This is a genomic window from Nitrosospira sp. Nsp2 (assembly GCF_003050965.1).
Classification (GTDB): Bacteria; Pseudomonadota; Gammaproteobacteria; order Burkholderiales; family Nitrosomonadaceae; genus Nitrosospira.
The window spans coordinates 730,386-746,087 of sequence record NZ_QAOU01000001.1; the positions used below are offsets into that span (position 1 = coordinate 730,386).

A 15,702-nucleotide genomic window follows, 5' to 3' on the forward strand; every position below is an offset into this window, starting at 1 on the left:
GAAGCACCGGTAATCAAGTCAAATCCACCACCGTTCCTTCAAGCACATCAATAAGCTGAGCCGGAAAGACGCCCAGCCATATAAGCAATAACGCCAGCGCCGCCAGCGTCACACTTTCCCCAAGGGAGGGTGATGCAACGGGCCTCATGGTTGGTTCAGTGATTGCCTGGGAACCAGGCGCACACATCACTGCGATAATACGCAGGTAATAGAAGAGCCCGATGGTGCTGCCAACAACCAATGCAATCACAGGTATCCACAACGATGCTTCCACGCCAGCCGTTAATATGTAGAACTTACCGATAAAGCCCATCGTCAGCGGAATTCCGGCCAACGACAGTAGCATGGCGGTAAACACCCCCGCGAGCCACGGTCTGTGCCAGAATAGACCCGTATAATCCGCAAGCCTGTCGCTATCCCTTTCCGCTACGCGCTGGGATTCGCCCTCGGATCCGTTATTGAACCCGCCCGACAATACCGTTACCACACCGAACGCACCCAGCATAGTGACAAAATACGCCGTAAGAAAATAAGCCACCGCCTCGATTGCCAGCGGATCAAAAGCCAGAAACCCGACCAGCAGATAGCCAAGCTGGGCAATTGAGGAATAGGCAAGAATCCGCTTGATGTTATCTTGCAGCAGGGCGAGCAGGTTGCCAACCAGGATTGTCGTGACGGCAATCAGGCTCAATGCCAGCGTGATCGGCTGCGACTGGTGCGCTCCCGCCATCAGGAAATAGCGCAGTAGCAGGGCGAGCATGGCGCCCTTTGAAACAGTGGCGATGAATGCGGTAATCGGTGCGGGTGCACCTTCATATACATCCGGAGTCCACATGTGAAAGGGCACGAGGGCCAGCTTGAATCCGACACCTGTCACAATCAGCGCGAGCCCGGCCAGTCCGTAGAGCTCCAACGCCTGATCCGGCGCGGTAAGCATTGTTCCGATTTTCGCAAACTGCATCGTCCCGAGCTGCGCGTAGACCAGCGCCATGCCAAACAAAAGCAATCCGGATGAGAATCCAGCCAGGATCAGGTATTTGATCCCCGCTTCGAGAGGACGCTCTGTGAATCGCGGATAGGCGATCAATGCAAACAACGAAATGCTGAGCAGTTCCAGACCCAGGAGAAACGAAGCAAAATGGCTGCTTGCCACGAGAACCCCACCGCCAAGGGCGGCCAGCAGTAACAGGATGTAAAGCGCCTCATGGCGGCTTTCAGAACCGCCGAAGTAGCGATAGCACAGCACTGCGACGACAAAGGTCGCGGCGAAGATGAGCCCGATAAAAAACAGCGCATAGGTATCGAGGACCAGCAGAGCCGTGACCTGACGGGACCCGCCGCCCTGGGACAGAAACAATGATGCAAATGACAGAACCAGCCCAGCGAGTGTCAACATCATGACCGGCCGGGGATGACGGTAAAAGGCTGCGGCCAGCATCACCACTACCGCAGACCCGGCAAGGAGGATGAGCGGGGACAGGGCCACGAGGTCGGAGTGTAGTGAGTCGGAGTGTAGCGGGTTCATTGCGCATTGACCTCATGGCGAGCGACAGCAATCGCAGGCGGACTATTTGGGGTGTTTGGCGCGGCATCCAGCACCGGCTGCGGATACAGCCCCAGCCATAGGGTAATCGCCGCCATTGAATACAGGGTCGCCATTTCACGGCCTGACAGATCGTGCAGTTGCCAACCATGGGTATTCTCGCCATGGAAAGTTTTCTGCACCAGCGCAAGCGCATACACGACACTGGCGACAAATGCCACGCCCGCGACGGACGCCAGCACGCTGCTGGCGCGGTATAATCCCATCAGTACCAGGAATTCCCCGACGAAATTACCCATTCCCGGCAGCCCAAGCGCGGCAATGGCAAAAAACAATCCCATTGCCGCCAGGCGCGGCATGACGCTCCACAGGCCTTCAAAGCGACGCATATCGCGTGTGTGGGTCCGCTCCTGCAAAATGCCTGCGATTACAAACAGTGCTCCCGTACTGATGCCGTGCGCGATCATTTGCATCACGGCCCCCCCAAGCGACCAGGGATTCCAGGCGAATATCCCGAGCACCGCAAAGCCCAGGTGACTCACGCTGGTGTAGGCCACGAGGCGCTTGAAATCCGTCTGGGCGAACGCCAGGAAAGCGCCATAGAGAACTCCGGTTGCTCCCAACGCCATCGCCACCGGGGCAAAATACCCGGCCGCCTCGGGAAATAGCGGAACAACGAAGCGCAATAGCCCGTAGGTTCCGGTTTTCAGCAGCACCCCTGCAAGAATCACGCTTCCTGCTGTCGGCGCCTCGGTGTGTGCGTCCGGCAGCCAGGTGTGAAATGGCACGATGGGCGCCTTGACTGCGAACGCAATGAAAAAGCCAAGCATGATCCACAGCTCGGTGGAGGGAGACATGGCCGTATTCAACAGCTCGAAATAATCGAATGTCAGGACTCCAGTGCCGCGGTAGTGGACGAATACCAGCGCAAGAATTGCTACCAGCATGAACAGACCGCTCCCCTCGGCGAAAATGAAGAACTTGATCGATGCATACTGCCGATTCTCATGGCCCCAGATCGCAATCATGAAATACATCGGCACCAGCATCAGCTCCCAGAAGAAGAAAAACAGAAACAGGTCCAGCGCAAGGAATACGCCGACAGCCCCTGCCAGCGTCCATAGCAGGTTTAAGTAAAAGAACCCAGCACGCTCCTGGATTTCCGTCCAGGAACATGCCACCGATACCACCCCCAGAAAAGCGGTCAGCACGACCAGGATGAGGCTTATTCCATCCATGGCCAGATGAAAGCTCACTCCGAAACGCGGAATCCACTCCGCCCTGGTCTCGGCAAGCCACCCCCCGTGAGCGGGAAGAGCCATAGCGCTGGCAGACTGCAGCCAAAGCCATATCGCCAATACGAGCTCGATGCCCACCGTAGCCAGCGCAACCCACTTCGCAGAGTCCGAATGCCACAGATTCGCCATCCATGCCAGCAAACCGCCGGCCACCAGGATGAAAATTAATGCGGAGAGAATCATGCGAATATCCCGATGAATATAATACCGATCGATCCGGTGGCAATCGCCGCCGCGTAGCGGCGTACCTGTCCGCTTTGCGTTGCACTTAAGGCGCGATAGAGAAACAGACAAAGCTCGGCCAGGCCGCTGTAGATATTGTCGATCACGTCATGCCGATCGACCTTCTGGAGCCACCTGAGTGTGGATGAAATCGCCATGCTGTAGATATTGTCGATCACGTCGTGCCGATCGGCGTACGCAAGCCAGAGATAGGGCCGGACGAACAGGAACTCATAAAAACGGTCGAAACCCCAGCCAAAATGCCAGAACTTCCGGATTCTTGCCAATGCCGGGATCAACATCAGTCCATGGAGAAAGGCGGGATATCTCAAAAACAACAGATACGCCAACGCGATGCTGCCAAGAGAGGCAGCAATTGCGAGCAGCTCCAGAATGGTTTCGTCATTTTTCCCGCCATGAACGACCTGAGCCGACGGCAAGGCATGCTGAATAAAGCTGGAAAACAGCGTTAAATTGCCGAGAAAAGGTGGGGTTTCAATCCATCCGCCAACCAGAGAGAGTGCTGCAAGAACGATGAGCGGTATAGTTATGCGCAACCCCGGCCGTCTGGTTTCGGGAGGCGTCGCAGTCCTCGCTTCGCCAAAAAAGACGAGAAACACCACGCGAAAGATGTAGAGGCCAGTCAATATTGCACCCCCCCATCCCGCGGCCCACAACCATGGATTCCCTCCTGCTGACGACCAGGCCCGCCAAAGAATCAGGTCCTTGCTGTAGAAGCCCGCAGTAATGAGCGGCAGCGCCGCGAGCGATGCGCTGCCAATTAGAAAAGTCCAGAATGCAACGGGAAGTTTTTTCCTCAGCCCACCCATCCGAAAAATATCATGTTCCTCGTGCAGGCTCATGATGACCACACCTGCGCTCAGGAACAGCAGAGCCTTGAAGAAGGCGTGAGTCATCAGGTGAAAGATGGCTGCGGACCAGGCGCCCACTCCCAGAGCAAGGAACATATAACCGATCTGGCTGATGGTCGAATACGCGAGCACGCGCTTGATGTCTTTTTGGGCAAGTGCACTGAACCCTGCCAGCAGCAGGGTAAGGGCGCCGATCACTGCTACCGCAAGCTGCACTACTGGTGCGAGCGTAAAGAGCGCATGCGTGCGGGCGATCAGATATACGCCTGCCGTTACCATGGTTGCGGCATGGATCAGCGCGCTCACCGGCGTAGGCCCGGCCATTGCGTCAGGCAGCCACGTCTGTAGCGGGAGCTGGGCAGATTTGCCCACCGCACCGGCAAGCAAAAGTGCTGCAGCGAGAATAGCGAGCTCCGACCCCTCCGGCCACTGCTGCGTCACGCGCTGCATCAACGGCTGGATATCAAGGGTTCCCAGATGAGTGAACAGCAGAAAAAGGCCGATCGCCATAGCGGTATCGCCGATCCGGGTCACGATAAACGCTTTGCGCGCAGCGCGCCCATTGACGGGGTCCCGATACCAGAATCCGATCAGCAGGTAACTACAAAGTCCCACCCCTTCCCAGCCAAGGTAAAGAAACAGCAGATTGTCGGCAAGAACCAGGATACACATCGAGCCAACAAAGAGATTCATGTAGGCGAAAAAGCGCGCATAGCCGTCATCGCCAATCATGAATTCCGTGGAATAGAGGTGGATCAGGAAACCGATGACGGTCACGACCAGGGCCATTACCAGTGATAACGCGTCAAGATAAAAGCCGATCCTCGGCGAGAAATCGGCTGTGGCGATCCAGACCCATGCTTCCTGCTGAAAGGCGAGACCCGGCGGTCTTGCAGCGATGAAGTCGATCGCGATCAGAATGGCGATGAGTGCCGAGAGAGCCACGGAGCCAGTTCCAATTACCGCGACACTGCGCCGGCTCAAGTGGCTTCCGCCCAGTGCCAGCATCAGGAAACCGGCCAGAGGCAGCGTGGGAATAAGCCAGAGCAGGGGTAACACGTTATCCCCGCATCTTGCTCACCGCGTCTGCATCCAGCGTCTGGAAGCGGCGATGCAACAGCAGCAGCAATGCCAGGCCGACAGAGACTTCAGCCGCCGCCACAGACAGGATAAAGATGAACATTACCTGACCGTCGGCCTGCGCCCAGTGCGAACCAGCAACCACGAAGGCAAGCCCGGCCGCATTCAGCATGATCTCAATCGACATCAGGATGAAGATCAGGTTGCGTCTGACCAGAATGCCGACCATTCCCAGCACGAAAAGGATTGCAGCGAGCAGCAGGCCGTGATGCATGGGAATAGCGGCCGCAACAGCGGTAGTGGCGGACGTGACAGCCTCAGCCGTGCTCATGGCCGCGCCTATCCGAAAGGGGCTCAGAACGTGAACCCCAACCTGACTCGGTGTGCCAGCCGAGATGACATGCGCCGACCAACCCCGCCAGTAACAGCAGCGAAGCCAGTTCGACACCGAGGAGATAGGGTCCGAAGAGCGTAATACCTACTTCCCTGGAGTCGACCGCTGCCCTGCCGGCGATTGCGGCGCCTTCATTCCCCATAAGGATATAAATCAGTTCAGCCAGCAGTAACGCCGACAGTATGGCGGGGCCCATCCACATGCCGGGGCTCAACCATTCGCGCTCCTTAACCGCTGCGGCCTTGCCGAGGTTAAGCATCATTATCACGAACACGAACAGCACCATGACGGCGCCTGCGTAAATAATGACCTCCAGTGCAGCGACAAACGGCGCCCCCAGCACAAAAAAGACGACCGCAACGGCGAGCAGGGACACGATCAGGTAGAGCAGCGCATGCACGGCACTCGCCCGTGTAACGACCATCAGCGTGGCTGCAACGGCAACTGCTGCGGATAAGTAGAATGTCGCTTCCATAGCCTCCCTCCCCAATCAGGAATCAAGATCCGCATTAAGGTACGGATCAAGGCAACAGCGAACGTGGGTCTACGGGCGGCGCCTCGTTCTCGGCATCACCCTTGTGCTTGCCGCCGATTCCAACCCCGGCTACCCGGTAGAAGTTATAGCCAGGGTATTTGCCGGTGCCATCGATTAAAAGGTCCTCTTTTTCGTACACCAGGTTTTTCCGGTTGTATTCGCCCATTTCGAAGTCGGGCGTAAGCTGGATCGCATCGGTAGGGCATGCCTCCTCGCAATACCCACAGAAAATGCAACGCGAAAAATTGATCCGGAAGAACTCGGGATAGCGCCGCCCATGCTCATCCTCAGTCGCCTGCAATGCGATGCAATCCACCGGACAGGCCGCCGCGCAGAGGTAGCATGCAACGCATCGTTCCTCCCCATCCGGATCGCGGCTCAGGATGATGCGTCCGCGCCAGCGCGGCGGAATCTTGGGTTTCTCGTCCGGATACTGAATCGTCACCCGGCGGTGGAACATGTGCAGAAAGATGATCCACATTGTCTTCAGGGAATTCCACATGCAATCTTCTCCCGGAGCTATCTGAACAGGTTACGCCGCAGCCAATATGACCGCGCCGGTGATCAACAAATTGACAAGTGTGAGCGGTAGCATGACTTTCCAGCCGTAGGCCATCAGTTGGTCGTAACGGGGCCGGGGCAATGAAGCTCGCAGTAAAATGAAGAACCCAATGACAATAAAGGTTTTGAGCAAAAACCATATCACTGGGGGCAGCACCGGCCCCAGCCACCCTCCGAAGAATAATGTCACCATCATTGCCGAGACAAGGGTGATGCCCACGTATTCACCAATGAAAAACAGGCCGAACTTCATGCTGGAGTATTCGGTGTGAAAGCCAGCCACCAGCTCGTTCTCCGACTCGGGCAGATCGAAAGGTAGCCGGCGCGCTTCGGCAATGCCCGCTACGGTAAAAGTTGCCAGGCCAAGGATCTGGGGTACGCAGAACCAGAGATTTTCCTGCGCGGCGACGATATCGCGCAGGTTGAACGAACCGGCGAGCATGACGACGCCCATCAGCGCCAGACCCATGAAAACCTCGTAGCTCAACATCTGTGCCGCCGCCCGAAAGCCGCCGAGCAGCGAATATTTGTTGTTGGACGCCCATCCGCCCAGTACGACGCTGTAAACGCCAAGCGAAGACATGGCGAGAAAAAACAGTAACCCGATGTTCAGGTCGACCACACCGATGTCCGGCGCGATCGGCACCACGGCAAATGCAAGCAGCGTAGTGACGGCAACTATTGTCGGCGCCAGCACGAACACCGCCTTGTCGGCGAATGGCGGCACCCAGTCCTCCTTGGTAAGGAGCTTGATCGAATCGGCAACAATTTGCAGAATACCGAACGGCCCCACCCGGTTCGGGCCGTAGCGGTCCTGCCAGACGCCGAGCAAACGGCGTTCGATCCAGGACAGCAGCGCCGAGAAAGCAAACACGGCAGCGAGGATCAAGATCAGGTTCGCCCAGATGCGCGCCGATTCACTCATGGCGTCCCTCTTCTATCCGGTTCTCCTTCCTCGCCCTTCTTATCTTGCCGAATGCCGGCAATCCGACCCCCCCAAGACTGCCCGGACTTGGCAGACCGACGGGCAGCCCAGCAGTGCCGCGTTGCAATTCTGGTTTCAACCGCACCGGCAGCCAGTACGCTCGCGGAATTTCCTCGGGGAAGCCGGGTGAAATTTCCATAAGCTCGGGCCCAAACAGCAACTGCGCGTCATCCCCCTCAGCCAGGCGAAGATCGACCGCATCGTCGGGGTTGAGCGCCAGATACGGTTCAGTACTTAGCTCAGCGATACCGGGCGCCAGGGCGCTCAGTTCCTCGGAGCCAAAGATGTGATGCAACGGCAACAGCAGCCATTCGCCCAAACGCGGCGCGAAGCCAGCCGGTACATTTTCAAAGTACGCCGTTTTTTTCGCCGGCATGGGCTCGATGAGGCGCTCGCCTGGGTCGCCCCCGGAGAGCGCGCCGCCCACTTCGTCCTGAAACTTGTTTAACGCCTGCACCGAGTTCCAGCCGGGCGCCCAGAACCGGGGAATAAGCGACGGCGGTGGATGGCCCGGATAGCCTTCCATGGAAAATGACAGGGGGCTATCCGGATCATCCGGCAGCTCGGGTTCGTGGATGTTTACGTTGGCGTGCATGGCGGTGCGCCCGCTATAACGATGGGGCTCACGCGGAATCTTCTGTCCATCCATGCGGAAGCTCGCCGATGGCGCCGCGCGCAAAATCGGTTCGAGGTGGTGAATTGCCGCGGCACAGGCGGCGGTGACATCGTCCAGGCTTGACCATGGTGCTTCATCACCGCGGCCAGCCACAGCCATGATGTCCCGCAGCCAGCGCCAGCTTTCCTGGATATCGCCCGGAATGTCACTCCCCGGAATATTACCCGTAGGCACGAAAACCTGGAAAAAGCGCTGTGCCCGTCCTTCGTTATTCACCAGCGTACCATCCGCCTCGGCAAAGGTCGCGGCAGGCAGCACCACGTCAGCCTTCGCGCTGGCAGCATGCTCGATATGATCGATCACCACGACGCGCCGGGCTGCGGCGAGAAGCCGATCGACCATCGCGGCATCCGCTCGCCGGTAAAGATCGTTTTCCAGAACGATGAGGGTATCCACGGCGCCGCTGTCCATTGCTTCCAATGCGCTGTTGAGGCTATCGCCTCCGAGCATCGACCCGCCCAGGCTGTTGCATTCGGGAACAACGAAGCAGAGCTCGGCGGCGTGGCCCGTGCTGCATAGCGCCCATGCAACGTTGGCCGCCGCCTCAACGGTGGCCTTGTCCCCGCAACCCATCCCGGAGATAATCAATGGACGCTCAGCCGCCCTCAGTTTTTCTGCGATGACGTCAGCCAGTGCTTGTGCCGCACTGGATAATCCAACTACCGGAGGCGCGTTCGAATCGACCGCGTGCGCCACCGCGAACCCAAGGCGGGCGAGATCGGCAGGCGGCCCATGGAAGGTCCGAGTCGCAATATCATCGAGCCGGGTATCCGTCACAGTGGCAACAAACAATGGCCCCCGCTCCTGTTGCGTCGCATCGCGCACCGCATTGTCATTCCAGAGCGGGATACCCATTTTCTCCGCCATCTTTTGCGGTTCGCGTCGCACCGCCTGGCGCAGGGCCAGCGCAAGCCGGGGCGCAGTATTGGTGACATCTTCCCCCAGCACCAGCACCGCGTCCGCCAACTCCACTTCATGCAGCGATGGCGCGCGGGCAGGACCCTTTCTCAAAATATCGAGGACTGAAGCAAGCAGGCGGGAATCCCGCTCCGATATTCCGAGATAAAACTGATCACGTCCAACCAGCGTACGCAACGCAAAGTTGGCTTCGATCGAGGCGCGCGGGGAGCCGATACCGATGGCGCGGGCGCCACTGGACAGGATTTCTCCCAAATGTTGGAGCGCGTCCTGTTTGGTGGCAAGCTGCAGTGGTTCGGTTTTGGCTTTACGCAACACTGGCTGCCTGATCCGGCGCTCGCTATTAACGAACTCGTAACCATAGCGGCCGCGGTCGCATAAAAAATAGCCGTTGACCGCGCCGTTGAAACGGTTGCGGATGCGGCGCAGCATGCCGTAACGCTCGCCCGGAATCGTGTTGCAACCGAGTCCGCAGTGCACGCACACCGATGGCGCCGTTTGCAAATCCCACTTGCGCGTATAGTGCCGCTTCAATGTCTTGTCGGTAAAAACACCGGTAGGGCAAATCTCCACCAGGTTGCCGCTGAATTCGCTTTCGAGAACCCCGTCCTGATGGCGGCCGAAGTAGACCTGATCGCGCAACATCAAGGCGTCAAAGTCGCGTCCGCCCGTATAGTCCCGGTAGAATCGCGTACAGCGATAGCATTGAATGCAGCGATTCATCTCGTGGTTGACGAGAGGCCCGAGGTCCTGGTTATGGAACGTGCGCTTGCGGCCATGGAAGCGGCGATAAACATGACCGTTCATCACTGTCATGTCCTGCAAATGGCATTCGCCGCCCTCATCGCACACCGGGCAATCGTGCGGGTGATTGACCATCAGCCATTCCGCCACGCTCGCGCGAAATTCGTGTGCCTCGGGGTCATCGATTGAAATCCGAACTCCATCTTTAGCCGCAGTCATGCACGCCATAACGATCTTGCCATGCTTATCTTCCTCGTTCTTGAACTGCTTGACCGCACACTGGCGGCACGCCCCTACCGAGCCAAGCGCCGGATGCCAGCAGAAATAAGGCAGGTTGAATCCCAGCGAGAGGCATTCCTGCAGCAGGTTCTCGCCATCCTTGGCAGGATAAGGCCGGTTGTCGATATGGATGATCGTCACATTCGCCTCGCCACATTCCCATGCTGCGTCCCCACATCGCGCTCGCCCCAGGGGCAGCGTTTTTCATGGATGTGGCGCTCGAAATCATCCCGGAAATACTTGAGGCCGCTTTGCAGCGGCTCTGCCGCACCGGGCGCGAGGGCGCAGAAGGTGTGCCCCGGGCCCAGCAGGCGGGTATGCGATTCTAGCCGTTCCAGATCGGAAGCCTGGCCGCGCCCCTCCTCCATGTCCTGCAATATCTGTTCGATCCATGAAAGCCCCGACCAGCAAGGGGTGCACCAGCCACACGACTCCTGCGCGAAGAAATGCTCGAGATTGAGCAGCATGCCAACCGGGCAAGTCTTGTCGTCAAGGACAATCATGGTGCCCGTCCCTAAACGGCTGCCCACCGCCTGCATCGAATCGAAATCCATCGCTACGTCGAGGTGATCGGCAGTAACAAAATCCGTCGACGCACCTCCCGGCAGCAAGCCGCGAAACCGGTAGCCGTCGCGCATGCCGCCCGCGTGTTCTTCCAGAATCTCCCGCAGAGGGGTGCCCATGGGCAATTCCCATAACCCCGGGTTCTTTACCCTTCCGCTGGCGCCGTAGAGTTTGGTACCGCCATCGCGGCTACGGCTCAGGCTCTTGAACCATGCAGCGCCATGATTCACGATATGCGGAATATTGCACAGGGTTTCAACATTATTGACGATGGTGGGCTTGCCCCATAGGCCGCTCACCTGCGGGTACGGAGGCTTGGCGCGCGGATTGGCGCGCTTGCCTTCGAGGGCATTCAGTAGAGCGGTCTCTTCTCCGCACATGTAGCGCCCGGCGCTGACGTGTAGGTGCATCTCCAAGCTGTACGCCGAGCCCAGGATATTTTTCCCAAGGTAGCCCTGGTGATAAGCTTCAGCGATCGCTCGCTCCATCCGCCGGGCCGCCAGCTTGTACGCCCAGCGCAGAAAGACGTAGGCCACGTCGGCCTGGATCGCATAGCCGCTGATGATGATGCCCTCGATCAACTGGTGGGGATCACCTTCGAGCAACAGGCGGTCCTTGAATGTACCCGGCTCCATCTCGTCGGCGTTGCAGACGAGATACTTGGGCCGCGGCGCGTCCTCACCCATTGGCACGAAACTCCACTTCTGCGCGGTGGGGAATCCTGCCCCCCCGCGCCCGCGCAGGTTTGATTCCTTCACCGCTGCCTGGACTTCCGCGGGAGACATGTGCAGGGCCTTGCGCAGGGCAGCATAACCACCCGCCTTTTCGTACTGCGCAAGATCGGGCGGTTCTTTCCCCAAAGAAATATTACGGGTCAGCGGTGTTTCCATCAGTTGATTCTTTTTCTTCCTGTTGGTAATTAGCAAGGATTTCATCGATCCTGGCCGCGTCCAGGTCCTGGTAATGCGCATCATCCACCATCATGACAGGAGCATGGTCAGAGGCGCCGAGGCACACGTTCGGCAGCAGGGTAAAACGGCCGTCGGCAGTGGTCTGGCCCGGCCTGATGCCCAGGCGCGCCGCCAGGTGCTCGCGCAGATGTTCATAACCCATGATCCAGCAACTGACGCTGTCGCACAGCAAGATGACATGCTTGCCTACCGGCTTGCGGAAAATCATGTTGTAGAAGGTTGCAACGCTCTCCAGTTCAGCCGGCTTCATCTGCAATGCCTCGGCCACGTCGGCAATCCCCTCATTCGATACCCAGCCGCGATGCTGCTGCACGATCTTGAGCGCCTCGATGCATACCGCCCGATTATTCGGGTAGTGCCGCGCATGCGCTTCTATTTCTCTCCTCTCCTGTTCGCTCAGCATTGTTTCCCCTCGGTATCCCCCTCAGCGATCCCATGTCAACGTTCCACATCAGCGGTCCACGTCGGCCATGACAAAATCGATGCTGCCCAGAATGGCGATCAAATCCGAAATCATCAGTCCACGGCTGATCAAAGGAATCATTTGCAGGTGCGGAAAGGAAGGCGTACGGATACGCACCCGATAAGCCATGGTATTGCCGTCGCTAATCAGGTAATAGCCGTTGTTTCCTTTGGTCGCCTCGATCCCTACAAATGCTTCCCCCGGAGGAATGACAGGTCCCCAGCTCACACCCAGGAAATGATCGATGAGCGTTTCGATGTCATGCAAGGTATGCTTCTTGAGCGGCGGTGTGGTGAGCGGATGATCCGCTTTATGCGAGCCGGCCGGCATGTTTTCCAGACACTGCTCGATGATGCGCAAGCTCTGGCGGATTTCTTCGACGCGAACGGCACAGCGATCATAGCAATCGCCATGCTGGCCGGTTGGTACATCGAACTCGAACTGGTCGTAGCCCGAATACGGCCGTGCCTTGCGGAAATCCCATTCGAAGCCGCAGGCGCGCAGATTGGGTCCCGTCACGCCCCATTCGATCGCCTCATCTGTCGAGTAACTGCCGACGCCGCGCGTCCGGGCTTTCAAGATGCGGTTGCCCACAGCAATCCTGTCATACTCATCCAGTCTTGCAGGCATATAATCCAGAAAATCCCGCACCATCCGATCCCATCCATTGGGCAAGTCCTGAGCCACACCGCCGATGCGATACCAGCTCGGGTGCATTCGCCCCCCACAGATGGCTTCGACGACATCGAACACTCGCTCGCGGTCGGTGAACATGAAAAATACCGGGGAAAGCGCGCCCAGGTCCTGGGTAAAAGTTCCATAGAACACCAGATGGCTTGCAACGCGAAAAAATTCAGCCATCATCACGCGCATCACCTTTACCCGATCAGGCACTTCAATGCCTGCCAGTTTTTCCACGGCCAGCACATAGGGAAGGTTGTTCATGACCCCTCCCAGGTAATCGATGCGGTCGGTGTAGGGAATATAGGTATGCCAGGATTGGCGCTCACCCATCTTTTCCGCTCCGCGATGGTGAAAGCCAATCTCTGGCACAGCGTCGATGATTTCCTCGCCGTCGAGCTGCAGTACAATGCGAAATACGCCATGCACGCCCGGATGGTTCGGCCCCAGGTTGAGGAACATAAAATCGGTGCCGTCGTGTGCGCGGCGCATTCCCCATTCTTCAGGATGGAAACGCAGCGTTTCCTGCTCAGCCTCCTCCTTCTCTCCGGACAAATGGAACGGTTCCATTTCAGTCGCGCGAGCGGGGTGTTCCTTGTGCAGGGAATGCCCCTGCCACCACGGGGGTAGCAGAATCCGGCGCAGGTGCGGGTGGCCGTCGAAGACGATCCCGAACATGTCCCATATCTCGCGCTCGTACCAGTTTGCGGCAGGCCAGATATCCGTAATCGTGGGCATGTGAAGATCAGTCTCCGTAAGCGCGACCTTGAGACGCACGTCCGCATTACGCTCGAACGACAGCAGGTGATAGATGACGGTGAATCGGCTTGGCGGCTGATCGTTGCGATGCGCCCGCGTGCGCTCGTCGATCGCGGTCAGATCGTACAGCATGCGGTAAGGCCGCTCCGCTTCCAATTTCAGATAGCGCAGGACGTCGCGTACCCTGTTCCGGGAAACCCACTGAGTGGGAAGGTCATCGGCGGTTTTTTGCACTAAACCCATCGGTCCGCCCGGGTTACCGGCGTTCGGGGGCCCAAAGCGACCTTTCAATTCCTCCAGCACATCTGAAGGGCTTGATGTGTTCGGCATATCCTGCTTTAAGGCAATGCTGGAGGCTGCGCTCACGGGTTTAACCTAAACCCGGCAGTTGGACAGAGTGAAGTGACAGCCTGGGGATGCAGGGAAAGGCGCAACGACGCGGAATGGTTATTCCATTCCGAGGAGTTGCAATGCAGCCATACGCCCCAAAAACGTGCAATCAAGCTTGTAGCGAACTCATTCAAAAAGGTGAAAGTCAAGTTTGGGGAAAAACGGTTATAAGGCACAGCGCCGTCCTGAAAAGTATGAGCGGTCAATTGCCGGATTTAGGTTAGACCTCGTCCGGACTTCGTAGCGTCGTAGCCCGCATTCGGTCTGCCCGCTTGAGATCCCGCTGGGATCCCGCAGCCGGTCGTTCGATCCCTTGCGGACCGATCACCCAGCTCAATGGGCGCTTTTCCTTGCCGATTGCGTCCTGAAGCAGATTCAGCCCCTGCATGAATGCGTCGGGCCGAGGTGGACAACCGGGAACATAAACATCCACGGGAAGGAACCGGTCTACACCCTGCACCACGCTGTAAATGTCATACATTCCGCCGGAATTCGCGCACGAACCCATCGAAATTACCCAGCGCGGTTCAAGCATCTGATCGTAAAGACGCTGGAGCACGGGCGCCATCTTGATAAAAACCGTACCGGAAATAACGATCAGATCGGCCTGACGGGGAGAAGCGCGGATAACTTCGGCGCCAAACCGGGCAAGGTCATACTTGCTGGTGAAGCTGGTCGCCATTTCCACATAACAACACGACAGACCGAAATTGTAGGGCCAGACGGAATTCTTGCGGCCCCATGCGACAAGGTCTTGCAATCGCGTCAGCAACACACTGCGGCGTCCGTCTTCTTCAAAACCGTTATCACGGATTATTGAAGACCCGGACGTTGCCCCAGATGGTTTATCGTATGGCTTACTTAGAGACCACCGCATGGTTTGGGCTCCTTGATTCTTTGGCAAACTTGCCAGCCGAATGCCTTTTGGGCCCCCAATCCAGGGCACCCAGCCGCCATAAATAAGCGAGGGCCGCTCCCAGAATAGCTATGAAGATGACAGCCTCGATATAGCCGGGCCAGCCCAGCTCACGAAAAGCGACGGCCCAGCCAAAAAGGAACACAGCTTCCACATCGAAGATCACAAAGAACACTGCGATCAGGTAGAATTTGGCGGACAGGCGCAAGCGCGCAAGGCCGACGGTGACAATACCGCTTTCAAATGGCTCATCCGTAGCCTTCGATCTATGACGCTCCCCAATGATGTACGAAAGCGCCATGACGCCCACAACCAGCGTGACGACGAGGAAGAAGTATGCAACCAGGGGCCAGATTTCTGTTGCTTGTGTCACGGAAGCATTCAAGGATTAGGCTCCTTTGGGCTTGGTCCTTTGATTGATTCACCAGGATTAAACAGGCCGGTCCACGCAGAAAGCTGCGGGGCCAGAGAGGGCTGGCTTCAGGTGGAAGTTTAGTATTTCCCATCGAGCAGCAGACTTCTGTGCGATAGCCAACAAAAAAGTGGTATGCGTACTGTCCGTCGTTATCCGGCAGTCCTGTCCAGTTGGTTGAACAGTCGCCGACGGAGGTATGTAAGTCACATGCGTGGTAACAAACGTGGTAATTCGACGGTGATCTAAATATAGAAGCATTAGAATACAATACCTTAGAACTTAAGTGTGGAGGACACCCTCGCTACGAGCGAGCAAGGAGGGGGCGCTCCTGCTTATATCCTTGGCCTCTCACGTCGTAGGGGCCAGCCCGTTATAGTCCTTTAATTATTGAGCAGTGTGGCATAGCGCTCTAATTCCCATCCAAATTCCCACCGAA

Annotated in this window: 13 protein-coding genes; all 13 read right to left on the reverse strand. The window is 57.6% G+C overall.

Annotated elements, in window-relative coordinates:
• Nucleotides 1-13: 13 nt before the first annotated feature.
• The 13 genes from C8R31_RS03305 to C8R31_RS03365 all read right to left on the reverse strand — a co-directional run bounded on the left by C8R31_RS03305 (nt 14) and on the right by C8R31_RS03365 (nt 15,236).
• On the reverse strand, nt 14-1,525 hold the full coding sequence (locus tag C8R31_RS03305) for an NADH-quinone oxidoreductase subunit N (protein ID WP_107692616.1): 1,512 nt from the start codon (nt 1,523-1,525) through the stop codon (nt 14-16).
• A complete protein-coding gene (gene nuoM, locus C8R31_RS03310; protein WP_107692617.1) occupies nt 1,522-3,024 on the reverse strand; it encodes an NADH-quinone oxidoreductase subunit M in 1,503 nt (500 codons plus the stop codon). The genes C8R31_RS03305 and nuoM overlap by 4 nt, the downstream gene beginning before the upstream one ends.
• Entirely contained in the window at nt 3,021-4,994 is a 1,974-nt protein-coding gene (nuoL, locus tag C8R31_RS03315) for an NADH-quinone oxidoreductase subunit L (protein WP_107692618.1), read from the reverse strand. The genes nuoM and nuoL overlap by 4 nt, the downstream gene beginning before the upstream one ends.
• 1 nt (nt 4,995) lies before the next feature.
• Nucleotides 4,996-5,346, reverse strand: a complete 351-nt coding sequence (nuoK, locus tag C8R31_RS03320; RefSeq protein WP_107692619.1) for an NADH-quinone oxidoreductase subunit NuoK — start codon at nt 5,344-5,346, stop codon at nt 4,996-4,998.
• Nucleotides 5,333-5,884 (reverse strand): NADH-quinone oxidoreductase subunit J, encoded by a 552-nt coding sequence (gene nuoJ / locus C8R31_RS03325; RefSeq protein ID WP_258192509.1) that lies wholly within the window; start codon nt 5,882-5,884, stop codon nt 5,333-5,335. The genes nuoK and nuoJ overlap by 14 nt, the downstream gene beginning before the upstream one ends.
• A 46-nt stretch (nt 5,885-5,930) precedes the next feature.
• Nucleotides 5,931-6,446 (reverse strand): NADH-quinone oxidoreductase subunit NuoI, encoded by a 516-nt coding sequence (gene nuoI / locus C8R31_RS03330; protein ID WP_090828046.1) that lies wholly within the window; start codon nt 6,444-6,446, stop codon nt 5,931-5,933.
• A gap of 30 nt (nt 6,447-6,476) precedes the next feature.
• Nucleotides 6,477-7,430, reverse strand: coding sequence for an NADH-quinone oxidoreductase subunit NuoH (gene nuoH, locus C8R31_RS03335; protein ID WP_107692620.1), 954 nt, complete (start codon nt 7,428-7,430; stop codon nt 6,477-6,479).
• On the reverse strand, nt 7,423-10,248 hold the full coding sequence (gene nuoG / locus C8R31_RS03340; RefSeq protein WP_107692621.1) for an NADH-quinone oxidoreductase subunit NuoG: 2,826 nt from the start codon (nt 10,246-10,248) through the stop codon (nt 7,423-7,425). Before nuoG ends, nuoH begins: the two co-directional genes overlap by 8 nt.
• Entirely contained in the window at nt 10,245-11,606 is a 1,362-nt protein-coding gene (gene nuoF / locus C8R31_RS03345) for an NADH-quinone oxidoreductase subunit NuoF (protein WP_258192510.1), read from the reverse strand. Before nuoF ends, nuoG begins: the two co-directional genes overlap by 4 nt.
• Complete coding sequence (nuoE, locus tag C8R31_RS03350; RefSeq protein WP_107692623.1) at nt 11,539-12,045, reverse strand: NADH-quinone oxidoreductase subunit NuoE; 507 nt, start codon at nt 12,043-12,045, stop codon at nt 11,539-11,541. The genes nuoF and nuoE overlap by 68 nt, the downstream gene beginning before the upstream one ends.
• A gap of 48 nt (nt 12,046-12,093) precedes the next feature.
• A complete protein-coding gene (nuoC, locus tag C8R31_RS03355; RefSeq protein WP_107692624.1) occupies nt 12,094-13,875 on the reverse strand; it encodes an NADH-quinone oxidoreductase subunit C/D in 1,782 nt (593 codons plus the stop codon).
• A gap of 280 nt (nt 13,876-14,155) precedes the next feature.
• A complete protein-coding gene (locus tag C8R31_RS03360; RefSeq protein ID WP_107692822.1) occupies nt 14,156-14,752 on the reverse strand; it encodes an NADH-quinone oxidoreductase subunit B family protein in 597 nt (198 codons plus the stop codon).
• A 40-nt stretch (nt 14,753-14,792) separates the two neighbouring features.
• Nucleotides 14,793-15,236, reverse strand: coding sequence for an NADH-quinone oxidoreductase subunit A (locus C8R31_RS03365; RefSeq protein ID WP_107692625.1), 444 nt, complete (start codon nt 15,234-15,236; stop codon nt 14,793-14,795).
• Between the last annotated feature and the right edge of the window lie 466 nt (nt 15,237-15,702).